The sequence below is a fragment of the Cellulomonas sp. P22 genome, assembly GCF_044392165.1.
Genome location: NZ_JBISBW010000006.1, coordinates 458,759 through 475,293, shown reverse-complemented (window position 1 = coordinate 475,293; position 16,535 = coordinate 458,759). Strand labels below are relative to the sequence as shown.

Annotated in this window: 14 protein-coding genes; 12 read left to right on the top strand and 2 right to left on the bottom strand. The window is 74.0% G+C overall.

Annotation, left to right across the window (positions count from 1 at the left end; all coding sequences use genetic code 11):
- The first annotated feature begins 67 nt into the window (after window positions 1-67).
- The 4 genes from ACGIF2_RS08775 to ACGIF2_RS08760 are packed head-to-tail and all read left to right on the top strand — an operon-like array spanning window position 68 to window position 4,231.
- Entirely contained in the window at window positions 68-1,684 is a 1,617-nt protein-coding gene (locus ACGIF2_RS08775; RefSeq protein WP_396045585.1) for an acyl-CoA carboxylase subunit beta, read from the top strand.
- Window positions 1,681-2,220: a hypothetical protein gene (locus ACGIF2_RS08770; protein ID WP_396045583.1), complete on the top strand. Its 540-nt coding sequence runs from the start codon at window positions 1,681-1,683 to the stop codon at window positions 2,218-2,220. Before ACGIF2_RS08775 ends, ACGIF2_RS08770 begins: the two co-directional genes overlap by 4 nt.
- Window positions 2,217-2,453: an acyl-CoA carboxylase epsilon subunit gene (locus ACGIF2_RS08765; RefSeq protein ID WP_396045582.1), complete on the top strand. Its 237-nt coding sequence runs from the start codon at window positions 2,217-2,219 to the stop codon at window positions 2,451-2,453. Before ACGIF2_RS08770 ends, ACGIF2_RS08765 begins: the two co-directional genes overlap by 4 nt.
- Before the next feature lie 50 nt (window positions 2,454-2,503).
- The gene (locus ACGIF2_RS08760) at window positions 2,504-4,231 is read left to right on the top strand and encodes a DUF885 domain-containing protein (protein WP_396045580.1); all 1,728 of its coding nucleotides are present in this window, start codon (window positions 2,504-2,506) and stop codon (window positions 4,229-4,231) included.
- A gap of 85 nt (window positions 4,232-4,316) precedes the next feature.
- On the opposite strand, the gene ACGIF2_RS08755 is transcribed toward ACGIF2_RS08760, so the two are convergent.
- A complete protein-coding gene (locus tag ACGIF2_RS08755) occupies window positions 4,317-4,964 on the bottom strand; it encodes a vitamin K epoxide reductase family protein (protein WP_396045578.1) in 648 nt (215 codons plus the stop codon).
- A gap of 207 nt (window positions 4,965-5,171) precedes the next feature.
- Between ACGIF2_RS08755 and ACGIF2_RS08750 the strand changes: the two genes are divergently transcribed.
- From ACGIF2_RS08750 to ACGIF2_RS08720, 7 genes are all read left to right on the top strand, one after another.
- Entirely contained in the window at window positions 5,172-5,882 is a 711-nt protein-coding gene (locus ACGIF2_RS08750; RefSeq protein WP_396045576.1) for a Maf family protein, read from the top strand.
- Between the two features lie 184 nt (window positions 5,883-6,066).
- Window positions 6,067-7,860, top strand: coding sequence for an acetyl/propionyl/methylcrotonyl-CoA carboxylase subunit alpha (locus ACGIF2_RS08745; protein ID WP_396045574.1), 1,794 nt, complete (start codon window positions 6,067-6,069; stop codon window positions 7,858-7,860).
- 3 nt (window positions 7,861-7,863) lie between these two features.
- Entirely contained in the window at window positions 7,864-8,385 is a 522-nt protein-coding gene (locus tag ACGIF2_RS08740; protein ID WP_396045572.1) for an NUDIX hydrolase, read from the top strand.
- A 152-nt stretch (window positions 8,386-8,537) separates the two neighbouring features.
- Window positions 8,538-9,389 carry an iron uptake transporter permease EfeU gene (gene efeU / locus ACGIF2_RS08735; protein ID WP_396045722.1) on the top strand — a complete coding sequence of 284 codons (852 nt, stop codon included), beginning with the start codon at window positions 8,538-8,540 and terminating at the stop codon, window positions 9,387-9,389.
- A 45-nt stretch (window positions 9,390-9,434) separates the two neighbouring features.
- Window positions 9,435-10,631 (top strand): iron uptake system protein EfeO, encoded by a 1,197-nt coding sequence (efeO, locus tag ACGIF2_RS08730; protein ID WP_396045570.1) that lies wholly within the window; start codon window positions 9,435-9,437, stop codon window positions 10,629-10,631.
- A gap of 22 nt (window positions 10,632-10,653) precedes the next feature.
- Window positions 10,654-12,084 carry an iron uptake transporter deferrochelatase/peroxidase subunit gene (efeB, locus tag ACGIF2_RS08725; RefSeq protein WP_396045568.1) on the top strand — a complete coding sequence of 477 codons (1,431 nt, stop codon included), beginning with the start codon at window positions 10,654-10,656 and terminating at the stop codon, window positions 12,082-12,084.
- A 56-nt stretch (window positions 12,085-12,140) separates the two neighbouring features.
- Window positions 12,141-14,102 (top strand): endonuclease/exonuclease/phosphatase family protein, encoded by a 1,962-nt coding sequence (locus ACGIF2_RS08720; protein WP_396045720.1) that lies wholly within the window; start codon window positions 12,141-12,143, stop codon window positions 14,100-14,102.
- 24 nt (window positions 14,103-14,126) lie between these two features.
- On the opposite strand, the gene ACGIF2_RS08715 is transcribed toward ACGIF2_RS08720, so the two are convergent.
- A complete protein-coding gene (locus ACGIF2_RS08715) occupies window positions 14,127-15,575 on the bottom strand; it encodes an NAD(P)H-quinone dehydrogenase (RefSeq protein WP_396045566.1) in 1,449 nt (482 codons plus the stop codon).
- A gap of 93 nt (window positions 15,576-15,668) precedes the next feature.
- Between ACGIF2_RS08715 and ACGIF2_RS08710 the strand changes: the two genes are divergently transcribed.
- Window positions 15,669-16,532 (top strand): purine-nucleoside phosphorylase, encoded by an 864-nt coding sequence (locus ACGIF2_RS08710; RefSeq protein ID WP_396045564.1) that lies wholly within the window; start codon window positions 15,669-15,671, stop codon window positions 16,530-16,532.
- Window positions 16,533-16,535 lie beyond the last annotated feature (3 nt).

Here is a 16,535-nt window from a genome sequence, read left to right as displayed (position 1 = left end):
ACGACGCGGGCAACACCGTCATCGCCCTGCACGGATCTGGAGGGGTTCGACATCTAGTCTCGGTCGGGTGACGCAGACCGCTCCCACCCCGCCCGGTGCCCCCGCCGACCACGACCCCGGTACGACGGCCGCGAGGCTCGACGACCTCGCGCGGCGCCGGCAGGCAGGTGAGGACGCCGCGAGGTCCGCCGCCGACAAGCAGCACGCGCGCGGCAAGAAGTCGGCCCGCGAGCGCATCGAGACGCTGCTGGACCCGGGCTCGTTCACCGAGATCGACGCGTTCGTGCGTCACCGGTCGACGAACTTCGGGCTCGAGAAGAAGCGCATCGAGGGCGACGGCGTCGTCGTCGGGCACGGGACCGTCGACGGGCGGCCGGTCGCGATCTACTCGCAGGACTTCACCGTCTTCGGCGGCAGCCTGGGCGAGGTCCACGGCCAGAAGATCACCAAGGTCATGGACCTGGCGCTGCGCACCGGGGTGCCGCTCATCGGCATCAGCGACGGCGGCGGGGCGCGCATCCAGGAGGGTGTGGCGGGCCTGACCCAGTTCGCGGAGATCTTCCGGCGCAACGTCGCCGCGTCGGGCGTCATCCCGCAGATCTCGCTCATCCTGGGCCCCAGCGCGGGCGGCGCCGTGTACTCCCCCGCGCTCACCGACTTCATCGTCATGGCCGACGGCACGTCGAACATGTTCATCACCGGTCCGGACGTGATCCGCGCGGTCACCGGCGAGGAGGTCGGCCTCGAGGAGCTCGGCGGGGCGACCACCCACAGCACGCGGTCCGGGGTGGCGCACTACATGGCCTCGGACGAGGACGACGCGCTCGACTACGTCCGCTCGCTGCTGTCCTACCTGCCGCAGAACAACCTCACCGATCCGCCGGTCTTCCCGCACGAGACGGACCTGGCGGTCAGCGACGTGGACCTCGAGCTCGACACGCTCGTGCCGGACTCGGACGCGCAGCCCTACGACATGCGCACGGTGGTCGAGCACGTGCTCGACGACGGCGTGCTGCTCGAGGTGCAGCCGCTGTACGCGCAGAACGTGCTCATCGGCTTCGGGCACGTCGAGGGCCACCCCGTGGGCGTCGTCGCGAACCAGCCCATGTCGATGGCCGGCACGCTCGACATCAACGCCGCCGAGAAGGCCGCACGGTTCGTGCGCACGTGCGACGCGTTCAACCTCCCGGTGCTGACGTTCGTCGACGTGCCCGGCTTCCTGCCCGGCGCCGACCAGGAGTGGAACGGCATCATCCGCCGCGGCGCCAAGCTCATCTACGCGTACGCCGAGGCCACCGTCCCGCTGGTGACCGTGATCACCCGCAAGGCGTACGGTGGCGCGTACATCGTCATGGGCTCCAAGCAGCTCGGCGCCGACGTCAACCTCGCGTGGCCGACGGCACAGATCGCGGTCATGGGGGCCGGCGGCGCAGTGAACATCCTGCAGCGGGGGGCGCTGCGGACGGTGGCCGACGCGGGCGGAGACGTCGAGGCCGAACGCGCCCGGCTCACGCGTGAGTACGAGGAGGCGATCGTGAATCCCTGGGACGCTGCCGACCGCGGGTACGTCGACGCGGTGATCGCCCCCGCGCAGACCCGCGCCGAGATCACCAAGGCCCTGCGGCTGCTGCGCACCAAGCGTGCGAGCCTGCCCGCCAAGAAGCACGGGAACATCCCGCTGTGAGCGGCCACGAGGAGCACGGCCACGACCAGGCCGCGCACGGCAGCGAGCCGCTCGCCGGTGTCGACCCCACCGAGCTGCTCGCCGTCGTCGACGACCTCGCCGACGCGCTGCACCGGTACGTGGACACCGCGGTCGGGGTGCGCGCCGAGTTCGGCGCCCCCGAGGCCGACGACGACCCGCGCATCCTGGCTCTCGAGTCGCGTGTCGCGGGGCTCAACGCCACGCTCTACGACCTGCTGCACGACAGGCTGGGGCTGCACTCCGACCTCACGGGCATGACGTGGGACGACGACGAGGCCCACGCGCTCGACGCCACGCCCCAGACCCGCACCGACACGTTCCACCTCGGCTTCGTGGTCGGCCCGCCGAAGGGCACGAGCGACCTGTCGATGGACTCGGTGCTGGGGCTCGTCGACGACGCGGGCGAGGAGATCGCCCAGCGCCTGATCGACTCGGGCTTCGACGTGGCCGAGTGGGGCACCTCGCGCGGCGCACCGGTGCTGTTCGACCTCGACGACGAGGGCGACGACGAGTGAGCTCACCCGACGAGCTCCTGGCTCCCGACGTGCACGTCGTCCGGGGGGTCCCGGACGATGCCGAGCTCGCGGCCCTCGTCGCCGGGCTCGCCGCGGCCCGTGCGCACGACGGTGCGACGGAGACCGACGCGGGGACCGCGACCGCGCCGTGGACCGACCGCCGCCGCACCCTGCACGGCCACGTCGGGGCCGTCCCGGGCGCGGACGTGTGGCGCTGGAGCCTGCACCCCTGACCTGCGGTCGTCTCCGCCGCCGCCCCGGGCGTGCGCGATATGGTGCCGCGGTGACCACGACCTCTCCCGTCAGCGGACAGCAGACCCACCGCGACCCGTCCCCGATCGACGCGATCGCCGACGCCCACGTCGCCACCCAGGCGCAGCTCGACCCCGTCGGGGCGACCTCGATGGGCCTCGCGGGGCACGACCACGAGATGACCGACCTCTCGCCGCAGGGTCACGAGGCACGCGCGGAGGCGACCCGGGCCACGCTCGTCGCGCTCGACGCGCACGCCCCCTCGGACGCGGTCGACGAGGTCACCCTCGCGGCCATGCGCGAGCGCCTCGGCCTCGAGCTCGAGCTGCACGAGGCGGGCGAGCTCCTGCGCGACCTCAACAACATCTCCTCGCCCGTGCAGGGCCTGCGCGACGTGTTCGACGTGATGCCCACGGGCGACGCCGAGGCGTGGGAGAACATCGCCGCGCGCCTCCACGCGCTGCCCGGCGCGGTCGACGGCTACGTGGAGTCGCTGCGGGAGGCCGCCCGCCGCGGGCAGGTCGCCGCCGTGCGTCAGGTCCGCGAGGCCATCACGCAGTCGGCCGAGCTGGCCGACCCCGCGACGTCCTTCTTCACGGCGTTCGTCCAGGGCCCCACGGTCGACGCCGCGCTCGACGGCTCGGCCGCGTGCCAGGCCCTCCGCGGCGAGCTCGAGACCGGTGCCCGGGCGGCGCGCGAGGCGTACGCGACGCTCACGTCGTTCCTGACCGAGGAGCTCGCGCCCCAGGCCCCCACGGCCGACGCCGCAGGCCGCGACAGGTACGCGCTGTGGTCGCGCTACTTCCTCGGGGCCACGGTCGACCTCGAGGAGACGTACCAGTGGGGGCTCGAGGAGCTCGCCCGCGTGATCGACGAGCAGGAGAGCGTCGCCGCCCAGATCGTGGGCCCGGGCGCGAGCGTCGAGCAGGCCGTCGCGGCCCTCGACGCCGACCCGTCGCGCACGCTGCACGGCACGAAGGCGCTCCAGGCGTGGATGCAGGAGACCGCCGACGGTGCGATCGCCGCGCTCAACGGCGTGCACTTCGACATCCCGGACCCGGTGCTCAACCTCGAGTGCTGCATCGCGCCCACGCAGACGGGCGGCATCTACTACACGGGCCCGAGCGACGACTTCACCCGTCCTGGCCGCATGTGGTGGTCGGTCCCGCCCGAGGTCACGACGTTCAACACGTGGCGCGAGAAGACGACCGTCTACCACGAGGGCGTCCCGGGCCACCACCTGCAGATCGGCCAGGCCGTCCACCAGCGTGCGACGCTCAACTCGTGGCGCCGGCTGAGCTGCTGGGTCTCGGGCCACGGCGAGGGCTGGGCCCTGTACGCCGAGCGCCTCATGGCCGACCTGGGCTTCATGGACGACCCGGGCGACCGCCTGGGCATGCTCGACGGCCAGCGCATGCGCGCCGCGCGCGTCGTGCTCGACATCGGCGTGCACCTCGGCCTGCAGGCCCCCGCACGGTGGGGCGGCGGCACGTGGGACGCCGACAAGGCGTGGGAGTTCCTGCGCGCCAACGTCAACATGCCCGAGCAGTTCGTGCGCTTCGAGCTCAACCGGTACCTCGGCTGGCCCGGTCAGGCGCCGTCGTACAAGCTCGGCCAGCGGCTGTGGGAGCAGGCCCGTGACGGCGCGTCCGCGGCGGCGACCGCCCGCGGCGAGGTCTTCGACCTGCGTGACTTCCACGCCCGCGCGCTGGGCATGGGCGCGCTGCCGCTCGACGTGCTGCGCACCGCGCTGGTCTGAGCCACCGGCCTGAGCACCGACGCCAGAGGCCCGGCACCCCTCACGGGGGCCGGGCCTCTGGCGTACGGGAGGTCGTCGGTGCGGCTCAGGCGAACAGCGCGGCGCCGTACTTGAGCAGCACGAGCGAGACGATCAGCACGAGCCACGCGGCCACGACGATCACGTCGTTGTCGGCGTCGACGAACTCGCGTGCGGCCCGCTGCGCGCGTGGCGGCAGGAACAGGTTGTTCTCGCGGATGTTGAAGTGCGTCAACGTCGCGAACACCAGCGTGGTCGACAGGGTCACGAGCAGGCACCAGGGGCACAGCGACCCGATGACCATCATCGACTGCTGGAACAGCCAGTACGCGAAGAGGAAGCCGATCGTGTAGACGACCTGCGCGGAGAACATGAACCAGCGCGGGAAGCGCACCCCGCCCAGGCTCGCGACCGCGACCGTGATGACGACCGACTCGGCGATCAGCCCCAGGAAGGCGTTCGGGAAGCCCAGCAGGCTGGCCTGCCACGAGATCCCGACCGCCCCGCAGCTCACGACCGCGTTGACGTTGCACGAGAGGTCGGCCGCCGGATCGGCCGCGAGCAGCACCGCGTCGACCGAGAGGACGAACGACGCGGTCAGGCTCACGAGGGCGGAGAACAGCATGGTGCCGAAGATCCAGCCGCGGGAGTGCCGCAGGGCTCGGAGCCGGTTCGTCGCGCGCGGGGCGTCGTCGACGTCCATCAGGTCGCTCATGGCGTCTGGGTCCTCGTGGTTCGGTCGGGGATGCACGGGTTTCTCCCATGATCGTCGTCGTCCTGCGCGCGTGGTGAGGACATTCGTCCCCGCGCGCGACGGCGTCGGACAGTCCCGACGATAACGAGCCCGGCTGCGGTTCGACCATCCCCGGCCCGGGACGCGCGGGGCTGTCACCCTGACGCACGGTGGGTAGGCTCGCTGGCCGTGACCCGACTGCTGCTCGCCTCCGCCTCGCCCGCCCGCCTCCAGACGCTGACCGCCGCGGGGATCGACCCGCTCGTGCGCGTCTCCGGGGTCGACGAGGACGCTGTGCTCGCCGCCGCCCGCGAGCGCTTCGGCGACCTCGAGCCGGTCGACGCCGTGCTCGTGCTCGCGCAGGCCAAGGCCGAGGACGTGGCCCGCTCGCTCGCGGACGGCGCCGACGAGCCCGACGGGTCCGACGGGCCGGACGACGCACCGCCTGCCGAGCTGCTCGTGCTGGGCTGCGACTCGATGCTCGAGCTCGACGGCGAGGTGCTCGGCAAGCCGCGCGACGCGCACGACGCGCGTGAGCGGTGGCGCGCGATGCGCGGCCGCAGCGGCGTGCTGCACACGGGGCACTGGCTCGTCGACGAGCGCACGTCGTCGGCCGAGGGCGGGGCGGGCACGGGCGGCACGCTCGGCGCGGTCTCCTCGACCGTGGTGCGCTTCGCGGACCTGTCCGACGCCGAGATCGACGCCTACGTCGCGACGGGCGAGCCGCTCGCGGTCGCGGGGGCGTTCACGATCGACGGTCTGGGCGGGGCGTTCGTCACCGGGATCGAGGGCGACCACCACGGGGTCGTGGGCCTGAGCCTGCCGCTGCTGCGCGAGCTGCTCGGCGAGATCGGCGTCACGCTGCCCGAGCTGTGGCGCGACGGCACCGTCCCGCGCTGACGGTCCCGTCCCGGCGGCCGCGTTGTCCGCACCGGACAAGGCGCACCGGACGGAGCGGGCGGACGGCCCACGTCCTCGTCGGATCCCTACAAACGGGTGCCGGGTGGACTGCGGGGTCGCCCAATCTTCCGGCGCGTTGCGCGGCGGGGCGGAGATGGCCCCGCGTGCCGCGTTACGGTGAGCCGTGCCCGCCATCTCGAAGGTCCTCATCGCGAACCGCGGTGAGATCGCCGTGCGCATCGCTCGCGCCTGCCGTGACGCCCGCATCGGCTCCGTCGCCGTCTACGCCGACCCGGACCGCGAGGCGCTGCACGTGCGCGTCGCCGACGAGGCGTTCGCGCTCGACGGCTCGCGCGCGCAGGAGACGTACCTCGACATCGCCAAGCTGCTCGACGTGGCCCGCCGCTCGGGTGCCGACGCGGTCCACCCCGGCTACGGCTTCCTCGCGGAGAACGCTGACTTCGCCCGCGCTGTGATCGGCGCCGGCCTGGTGTGGGTCGGACCGCCGCCCGCGGCCATCGAGCAGCTCGGCGACAAGGTCAGCGCCCGGCACATCGCGCTGCGCGCCGGGGCGCCGCTCGTGCCCGGCACCTCCGAGCCCGTCGCGGACGTCCGTGAGATCCACGAGTTCGCGGCCGCGCACGGCCTGCCTGTCGCGATCAAGGCGGCGTTCGGCGGGGGCGGGCGTGGCCTGAAGGTCGCCCGCCTCGCGTCCGAGATCGACGAGATGTTCGAGTCGGCCGTGCGTGAGGCCACCGCGGCGTTCGGTCGCGGCGAGTGCTTCGTCGAGCGGTACCTCGACTCCCCGCGCCACGTCGAGACCCAGTGCCTCGCGGACGAGCACGGCACCGTGGTCGTGGTCTCGACGCGCGACTGCTCGCTCCAGCGCCGCCACCAGAAGCTCGTCGAGGAGGCCCCCGCGCCGTTCCTCACCTCGGACCAGCGCGAGCAGCTCGTGACGTCCTCGATCGCGATCCTGCGTGAGGCGGGGTACGTCGGCGCCGGCACGTGCGAGTTCCTCGTCGGGGTCGACGGCACCGTGTCGTTCCTCGAGGTCAACACGCGGCTGCAGGTCGAGCACCCGGTGAGCGAGGAGATCAGCGGCATCGACCTGGTGCGCGAGCAGCTGCGCATCGCGGCCGGCGAGCCGCTCGGCTACGACCACGTGGTCACGCGCGGGCACTCGATCGAGTTCCGGATCAACGGCGAGGACCCGTCGGCCGGCTTCCTGCCCGCACCGGGACGGCTGTCGACGCTGCGCTTCCCGTCGGGCCCCGGGGTGCGCGTCGACTCGGGCGTGGTCGAGGGCGACGCGGTCTCGGGGGCCTTCGACTCGATGATCGCCAAGCTCGTCGTGACGGGCGCGACCCGCACGCAGGCGGTCGAGCGGGCCCGCCGCGCGCTCGCCGAGCTCGAGGTCGTGGGCATCCCGACCGTCGTGCCCTTCCACCGGGCGGTGCTCGAGCACGAGGACTTCGTCCCGGCCGACCCGCAGGCCCCGTTCCGGGTGCACACCCGCTGGATCGAGACGGCGTTCGCCGACCAGCTCGCGGGTCTCGCGGCCCCGGCCGGTGCGTCCACCAACGGCACCCACGAGGAGCAGCCCGAGCAGCCGACGCTCGAGCGCGTCGTTGTCGAGGTGGGTGGCAAGCGCCTCGAGGTCGTCATCCCGGTGGGTCTCGCCCGGTCGGTAGGTGCGCGGCAGGCTCCGGGCGCGCGGCGTCCGGTGCGCCGCGCCGTGGCCCGTTCCACGGGGTCGAGCGGCGCCACGCTGTCGTCGCCCATGCAGGGCACCATCGTCAAGGTCGCGGTCGCGGACGGGGCCGAGGTCGCCGTGGGTGACCTCGTCGTGGTGCTCGAGGCGATGAAGATGGAGCAACCGCTGGTGGCCCACCGCGCGGGCCGGGTGACCGGCCTCTCGGCCGGGGTCGGGTCGAGCGTGAGCGCGGGGAGCGCCATCTGCGACATCGTCGGCTGACGCGTGCCGACCGACGACGTCGCCCGTGACGCGCTGCCTCCCGAGCAGGTGCGGCGCCGTCCACCGCAGCCGGGCGACGGCTGGGTCGAGTGCGTGTGCGGGCGCCGGCACTGGGGCCTGCACGGCGCCGCCGGGCTGCTGATCGCCCGCCCGGCCCACGGCGATTCGACCGACGTGGTGCTCCAGCACCGCGCGACGTGGAGCGACGAGGGTGGCACCTGGGGCGTCCCGGGCGGGGCCCGCGCGCCCCACGAGACGGCGCTCGACGCGGCCCTGCGCGAGGCACGCGAGGAGGCGGGCATCGAGCCCGGGCTGGTCCGGGTGACCGGTGAGCACGTGCTCGACCACGGGCCGTGGAGCTACACCACGGTCCTGGCCCGAGTGACGGCGCCCTTCGAGCCCCGCGTCACCGACCCCGAGAGCCTCGAGGTGCGCTGGGTGCCGGTCGACGAGGTCGCGACCCTGCCGCTGCTCGGCGCTTTCGCCCACGCGTGGCCGTCGTTGCGGGCCCGCCTGGGGACGTGACGGCCCTCACACCGGTCCGCGCCCGCACCTCTCGCGACCGACAGCCCGGGTGCGCTACATTTCCCGAGGTGAGGTAAGGCATACCTCAGTCGCCGAGCCGGTCCCGGCCGCGGCGACGGCCCATGGCCCCGTCCCTGCGCCCGAAGGTCACCATGGTCGCCAACTACCTGATCGGCCTGCGCGAAGGCCTCGAGGCCGCGCTCGTCGTCGGCATCCTCGTCGCCTACGTCGTGCGGAGCGGGCGCCGTGACCTGCTCCCCGCGCTCTGGGTCGGGGTCGGCACCGCCGCGGTGGTCTCGCTCGCGTTCGGCGCGCTCCTCACGTTCGGCCCACGGGGGCTCACGTTCGAGGCGCAGGAGGCCATCGGCGGCTCGTTGTCGATCGTCGCCGTCGGGCTCCTCACCTGGATGATCTTCTGGATGGCCCGCACGGCCCGGAACCTGCGCGCGAACCTGCACCACCGGCTCGACGACGCGATCGGCGCGGGCGCCGAGGCCGTGGCCCTGATGGCTCTGCTCGCCGTCGGGCGCGAGGGCCTCGAGACGGCGCTCTTCCTGTGGGCCGGCGCGCAGGCCACCGGTGCGTCGACGGCCCCGCTGCTGGGCGCCGCGCTGGGTCTCGCGACGGCGGTGCTGCTCGGCTGGCTCGTGTACCGGGGTGCGGTCCGCCTCGACCTGCGGGTGTTCTTCGCCTGGACAGGCCTGTTCCTCGTCGTGGTCGCCGCGGGCGTGCTGTCCTACGGCGTCCACGACCTGCAGGAGGCCGGCATCCTGCCCGGGCTCGACCGGCTGGCATTCGACGTCTCGACGACGATCCCGCCGTCGAGCTGGTACGCGACGCTGCTCAAGGGCGTCGTCAACTTCACGCCGGCGACCACCTGGCTCCAGCTGGTCGCCTGGTGGGCCTACGTCGTGCCCACCACTGTCTTCTTCGTCCGCACCACGTGGGGTGCGCCGCGCCACCCCGCGCGCCCGGTCGGCACGCCCGCGGGCCTGCCCGCCTGACCCGCTCTGACGGCCTCGTCACCGCCCACGTCCCGGAGGACACGCATGTCCCGTTCGACCCTTCTCGCCGCGGCCTGCGCCGCGCTCGTGCTGCCGCTCGCCGCGGGCTGCGTCGCGAACGACACCGCTGCCGCCGGTGAGGGCGGCGGCGCGCTGACGGTCGACTCGTCGAGCGACGCGTGCACGCTCTCGGCCACCGAGGCCCCCTCGGGCACGCTCTCGTTCGCGGTCACCAACTCGGGCAGCGACGTGACCGAGTTCTACCTGCTGGGCGAGGACGGCCTGCAGGTGGTCTCCGAGGTCGAGAACATCGGTCCCGGCCTGACCCGCGACCTCGTGGTGCAGCTGCGCCCCGGCACCTACTTCACGGCGTGCAAGCCCGGCATGGTCGGCGAGGGCATCCGGTCGACGTTCACCGTCTCGGACTCGGGCGTCGACGTGCGCCCCAGCGGCGACGTCGCGGCCCAGCTCGCCGCGGCCGAGACGTCGTACGTGGCCTACGTCAAGGACCAGGTCGGCACGCTCGTCGCGGGCACCCAGGAGTTCGCCGACGCGTACACGGCGGGTGACGACGAGACGGCCCGCGACCTGTACGCCGCTGTGCGCGTGCACTGGGAGCGCGTCGAGCCCGTCGCCGAGTCGTTCGGCGACCTCGACCCGCTGCTCGACCTGCGTGAGGCCGACCTCGAGGACGGCGCGACCTGGAGCGGCTGGCACCACGTCGAGAAGGACCTGTGGCAGCCCGCCCCCGAGCAGAACGGCGGCGTCGCGTACACCCCGCTCACGGCCGACGAGCGTGCCGCCGCGGCGGCCGACCTCGTGACGTGGACCCAGCAGCTCGTCGACGCGGTCAACGACCCCGAGTTCACGTTCGAGGCCTTCCAGATCTCCAACGGCGCCAAGGAGCTGCTCGACGAGGTCGCGAGCGGCAAGGTCACGGGCGAGGAGGAGATCTGGTCGCACACCGACCTGTGGGACTTCCAGGCCAACGTCGACGGTGCGTGGGTCGCGTTCGAGGTGCTGCGCGACGTCGTCGAGGCCCAGGACCCGGAGCTCGCCACGACGCTCACGACCCGGTTCGACGAGCTGCAGGCGCTGCTCGCGGCGCAGGGCTCGATCGAGGCCGGCTTCACGCCCTACGACCAGCTCAGCCCCGCCGACGTCAAGGCGCTCGCCGCCGCGGTCGACGCGGTGAGCGAGCCTCTCTCGCGGCTGACCACCACTGTCACCTCGGCGGCCTGAGCACACCCAGGAGACCATCCGCATGCCCGACGCCGTCGACCCCGCCACCACCGGCACCGGTGCGCCCTCCCCCGCGCCGTCCGAGCACGCACCGTCCGAGCGAGCACCGTCCCGGCGGGCGCTGTCCCGGCGCGCGCTGCTCGGCCTCGGCGGGGCGGCGGCGCTCGGGGCGGCGGCCGCCGCGGGCGCCGGTGCGGGGCGGGCGACAGCGCCGGCCACCGCGAGCCCCGGCACCGGGGCGTCGGCCGGGACGTACGCCTTCACCGGCGCCCACCAGGCCGGCATCGTGACCCCCGCCCAGGACCGGATGCACATCGCGGCCTTCGACCTCACGACGACGTCGCGCGACGAGCTCGTCGCGCTGCTGCGCACGTGGACCGTGATGGCCGCCCGCCTCACGCAGGGGCTCGACGCGGGCCCCTACGGCCCGGCGTCGGGCCCGTACGACGCCCCGCCCGACGACACGGGCGAGGCGTTCGGTCTGCCCCCCGCGGGCCTCACGATCACGTTCGGCTTCGGCCGCTCGCTGTTCGTGGGGACCCCCGCACCTGACGGCACCCCGGGCGTCGACCGCTTCGGCCTCGCGGACCGGCTGCCCGCCGCGCTCGTCGAGCTGCCGCACTTCCCGCAGGACGTCCTCGAGGACGCCCGCTGCGGCGGCGACCTCGTGGTGCAGGCGTGCGCGGACGACCCGCAGGTGGCGGTCCACGCGATCCGCAACCTGTCCCGGGCCGCGTTCGGCACCGCGACGATCCGCTGGAGCCAGCTGGGGTACGGGCGGACGTCGTCGACGTCGACAGCGCAGACCACGCCGCGCAACCTGTTCGGCTTCAAGGACGGCACCGCGAACGTCAAGGCCGAGGAGCCCGACGCGCTCGCCGAGCACGTCTGGGTCCAGCCGCAGGACGCTCCCGACGAGGCCACCGCGTGGATGACCGGCGGCTCGTACCTCGTGGCCCGCCGCATCCGGATGACCATCGAGACGTGGGACCGCACCTCGCTGCGCGAGCAGGAGGCCGTGATCGGCCGGACCAAGGGCGAGGGTGCCCCGCTCTCGGGCGGCAGCGAGCACACCGAACCCGACCTCGCGCTCGTCGGCCGGGGCGACGCTCCCCTGGTCCCGCTCGACTCCCACGTACGGCTGGCCCACCCCACCTCGCACGGCGGGGCGCGGATGCTGCGGCGCGGGTACAACTTCACCGACGGCAACGACACGCTCGGACGCCTCGACGCCGGGCTGTTCTTCGTCGCCTTCGTGCGTGACCCGCGCACGCAGTACATCCCGATGCAGACCGTGCTCGCGCGGGACGACGCGCTGAGCGAGTACCAGCGGCACACCGGATCGGGGCTGTTCGCGGTCCCGCCCGGCGTCCCCGACGGCACGCTCACCGCCGACGGCACCTCGCCCACCGGCGAGGACGTCCCGTACGTGGGCCAGACGCTGCTCGCCTGACCTGCACGCACGCACGGTCCGGGCCCCCGCCGCCGGGAGGTAGCGTGACGGCCGTGATGACGACCGACCGCACCAGCCCGCCCGACCTGGGGACGCCCACCCGGGTCGTCCTCGTCGCCCTGCTCTCGGTGCTGACCCTCGAGGCGGTCCGCGCGAGCGGCCCGCTGCTCGACCGTGCGTACGCGATCAGCGTCGTCATGGTCGGGGTGACGGCGCTCGGCGTCTACGCGGCTGCCGGCCTGGTCGTCGCCGCGGTGCTCTTCGCGACCCGACGCTGGGCCCCGGGCACCCCGTCGGGCCGCACGCTGCTGGTCGGCACCGTCGCGCTCGGGGTCGCTCGGCTCGCGGTGCAGGCGCTCGACGGCGGTGCGCGCTTCGGCGTCGGCATGGCCACCGCGGCGCTGGCGGTCGGCGTGCTGACGCTCGCTGTCGCGTTCGTCGCGGGGCGGGCGAACGGCGGTCGGGAGGCGGCCGTGGGCCTCGTGCTCGGCACCGGGTTCTCCGCGGGCCTGCAGCTCGTGCTCGGGACGTGGGACGCGTACTGGAGGCACGGACCGCTGGGCTGGGTCCTCACCGTCGCGCTCGTCGCCGGCACCGTCGCGGTGGCCCGCGTGGTGCGCCACGAGGCCGTCGAGGTGCGCCCGCGCCGGCTCTGGTCCCTGGGCCCGTACCTGGCGCTGGTCGTCATGGTCCTGGCGAACCCCGCGTTCGTGGCGGCGCAGTCCGGCACGCGGCTCGACGTCGCAGGTCTGGTCGTGGTCGGCGCGTCGACGGTCACGGTCTGGATGCTGCTCGACCCCCGGCGGCTGACGCGCGAGACCCGGGTGCTCGCCGCCGTGACCGTGCCCGTCGCGCTCGTCGCCGTGTTCTTCGCGAGCAGCGAGGGTGTGCTCGTCGCGGTCACGGCCCTCGAGGTCGCGGCGCCCGTGGTGCTGGCCACCGCGCTCAGCTCCCGGCGTGCCGCGGCCCGCGGCGGGCTGCGCACGAGCCTGGTCGGTGCGGCCGTCGGCCTCGGCCTGATCGTCCCGCTCGCGCTGTACCTCGTCGACTACGACGTGCCGCTCGGGATCGACAACGCGTTCGTGCTGGTCGCCGCAGGTCTGGCCCTCGCGGCCGCCGGGCTGCGCCGCCGCACTCCCCCGCTGCCCGGCACCGACCCCGTCCCCGACGCGCCCGCGCCGACGCCCGCGCGCGCGAACCCCCTGCGGGCCAACGCCCTGCGGCTGCTCGTGATCCCAGCCGTGATCCTCGCGGTCGTCGGCTGGTGGCCCTCGAGCCCCGCGGGCGCCACCCCCGAGCGGGCCCGTGCCGACCAGCTGGTGCTGGTCGACTGGAACCTGCACTACGGCGTCGAGCCCGCGACCGCCGTCGACCTCGAGACCGTGGCCCGGACCATCGAGGCCCACGACCCCGACGTCGTGACGCTCCAGGAGGTCTCACGCGGATGGGTGCTCGGCGGCGGGGTCGACATGGCCACGTGGCTCGCGCACCGGCTGGGCATGGACCTCGCCTACGCGCCCGCCGCCGACCCGCAGATGGGCAACGCGATCCTGTCGCGCTCCGCGCTGACCGACGAGGTGGTGACCGCGCTGCCCTACGGCGCCGGCCCGCAGCACCGCTCGGCGGTCACCGCGACCGTCACGCTCGCCGACGGCACGCCCGTGCGCGTCACGTCGGTGCACCTGCAGCACCGCGACGAGAACACCCCGACCCGGCTCGAGCAGCTCGGTGTGCTGCTCGATGCCGCTCCCGCGGGCGGGGCCGCAGCGGTGATCGCGGGCGACCTCAACGCCGAGCCCGGCTGGCCCGAGCTCGAGCTCATGACGGACGACGGCTGGACGAGCGCCGTCGACACCGCGGGCGACGTCGAGGCCCTCACGTTCCCGAGCGACGACCCGCAGGTGCGGATCGACTGGGTGCTCGGCGCAGGGGTCGACTTCACACAGGCCGAGGTCGTCACCGGGGTCGGGTCCTCCGACCACCTGCCCGTCGTCGTCACGCTCGTGCCGACCCGCTGAGCGCCGCAGGTCCGGGCGGGCCGGTCAGCGCTCGTCGACGTGGTGCAGCATGCGCGCGACCTCACCGATCGACCCGGTGATCGACGGGTACACGGTGAACGCGTTGGCGACCTCGTCCACCGTGAGCCGGTGCGCCACCGCGAGCGTGATCGGGAAGACGAGCTCGCTCGCCCGCGGGGCCACCACGATCCCGCCGAGCACCCGTCCGCCCTCGTGCGCGAACAGCTTCACGAACCCGTCGCGGATGCCGAGCATCTTCGCGCGCGGGTTCCGGGCGAGCGGCAGCATGCTCGTCCGGTAGCGCGAACCCGTCGAGCGCAGGTGCTCCTCGGAGTACCCGACCTTCGCGATCTCGGGGGCGGTGAAGATGCTGGACGCGACCTGGGACAGGGAGAGCGGCGCGACCGCGTCGCCGAGCGCGTGGGACATCGCGATCCGGCCCTGCATCGCGGCGACCGACGCGAGCGGGTACACCCCGGTGACGTCACCCGCGGCGTAGACCCCGCGGACCGACGTGCGGGAGACCTTGTCGACCTCGATGTGCCCCGAGCTGCTCAGCCGCACGCCGGCCTCCTCGAGCCCGATCCCGGCGGTGCTGGGCTCCGACCCCACGGCCATGAGCACGTGCGAGCCCTCGACCGTGCGTCCGTCGGCGAGGGTCACCACGACCCCGTCGGCGGTGCGTCGCGCGGACTGCGCGCGGGAGCGGGGCATCAGGGTCATCCCCCGGCTGCGGAACACCTCCTCGATCACCGCCGCGGCGTCGGCGTCCTCACCGGGCAGCACCCGGTCGCGGCTCGAGACGAGCACGACGTCCGACCCGAGCGAGACGTACGCCCCGGCGAACTCGGCCCCGGTGACCCCGGAGCCGACCACGACCAGCCGCTCGGGCAGCGACTTCAGGTCGTAGAGCTGGGTCCAGCTGAGGATCCGCTCGCCGTCGGGCCGGGCCTCGGGCAGCACGCGGGGCGTGGCCCCGGTCGCGACCAGGACCACGTCGGCGTCGAACGCGTGCGACCCGCCGCCCGTCGCGTCGACGAGCACCCGCTGCGGCCCGTCGAGCCGGCCCGTGCCGTGCACCAGGCGCACGCCCTCGCTCTCGAGGCGGGCCCGGATGTCCTGGGACTGCGCGGCCGCGAGCTCGCGCACGCGGGCGTTGACCTCGTCGAGGTCCACGTGGTGCCGCTCGGACTCGCTCGGGCCGCGCGGGGCCGGCGGGATGCTCTCGCCGGGCACGTCGAGCCGGATGCCGAGGTCGGGTGCGCGGTCCGCGATGGTCATCCACTCCGCGGTCGCGATGAGCGTCTTCGACGGGACGACGTCGGTCAGCACCGCCGCGCCTCCCGCTCCGGTCCGCTCGACCACCGTCACGTCGGCCCCCGAGCGCCGCGCCACGAGCGCCGCCTCGTACCCTCCGGGGCCGCCTCCGACGATGACGACGCGGCTGGCCTGCAGGTCCTGGGAAGGAGTCACGTCCCCATTGTGCCGCTCTGACCACGCGATACCTCCCCGCACGGCTCGTGACGAGAGCACGAGGTCCTGGTCCGCGGACGCTAGCCTCGGGGCATGACTGATCTCGACGACCCGCAGACCGACCCGTTCGACGTCGCCCGCCTCGCCGCCGCGTACCTCGCCGAGAGGACAGGCGTCGAGCGCCACGACGTGGCGCTCGTGCTCGGATCCGGCTGGGGCGGCGCGGCCGACCTGCTGGGCGAGACGGTCGCCGAGCTGCCGAGCCACGAGATCCCCGGCTTCTCGGCCCCGGCCGTGATGGGCCACGTCGGCACCACGCGCTCGATCCTCGTCCGGGGCGAGGACGGCGCCCCCGACCGCCACGTGCTCGTGCTCGGCTCACGCACTCACCTGTACGAGGGTCGTGGCGTGCGCCGCGTCGTGCACGGCGTCCGCACCGCCGCAGCAGCCGGTGCTCGCACGATCGTGCTGACCAACGGTTGCGGCGGCCTGAACACCGCGTGGGCCCCGGGCACGCCCGTGCTGATCCGCGACCACATCAACCTGACCGCCACGTCGCCGCTCGAGGGCGCGACGTTCATCGACCTGACCGACCTGTACACGCAGCGCCTGCGCGACGTCGCGCACGCCGTCGACCCGAGCCTCGCCGAGGGCGTGTACGTGCAGTTCCCCGGACCGCACTACGAGACCCCGGCCGAGGTCACGATGGCCGGGCGGATGGGTGGCGACCTCGTCGGCATGTCGACCACGCTCGAGGCCATCGCCGCCCGGCAGGCCGGCATGGAGGTGCTCGGGCTCTCGCTCGTGACGAACCTGGCCGCGGGCATCAGCCCCGTGCCGCTCTCGCACCAGGAGGTCATCGAGGCCGGCCAGGCCGCCGGGCCCCGGATCAGCGCGCTCCTCGCCTCGATCGTCCGGTGCCTGGACGACGTCGCAGCGACCACGTCGGTAGATTGAGCG

Bases quoted from the DNA above. Each gene is read 5' to 3' on its own strand.
- ACGIF2_RS08755 (WP_396045578.1), bottom strand. From the start codon at position 4,964: ATGAGCGACCTGATGGACGTCGACGACGCCCCGCGCGCGACGAACCGG.
- ACGIF2_RS08720 (WP_396045720.1), top strand. From the start codon at position 12,141: ATGACGACCGACCGCACCAGCCCGCCCGACCTGGGGACGCCCACCCGG.
- ACGIF2_RS08710 (WP_396045564.1), top strand. From the start codon at position 15,669: ATGACTGATCTCGACGACCCGCAGACCGACCCGTTCGACGTCGCCCGC.
- efeB (WP_396045568.1), top strand. From the start codon at position 10,654: ATGCCCGACGCCGTCGACCCCGCCACCACCGGCACCGGTGCGCCCTCC.
- efeO (WP_396045570.1), top strand. From the start codon at position 9,435: ATGTCCCGTTCGACCCTTCTCGCCGCGGCCTGCGCCGCGCTCGTGCTG.
- efeU (WP_396045722.1), top strand. From the start codon at position 8,538: ATGGTCGCCAACTACCTGATCGGCCTGCGCGAAGGCCTCGAGGCCGCG.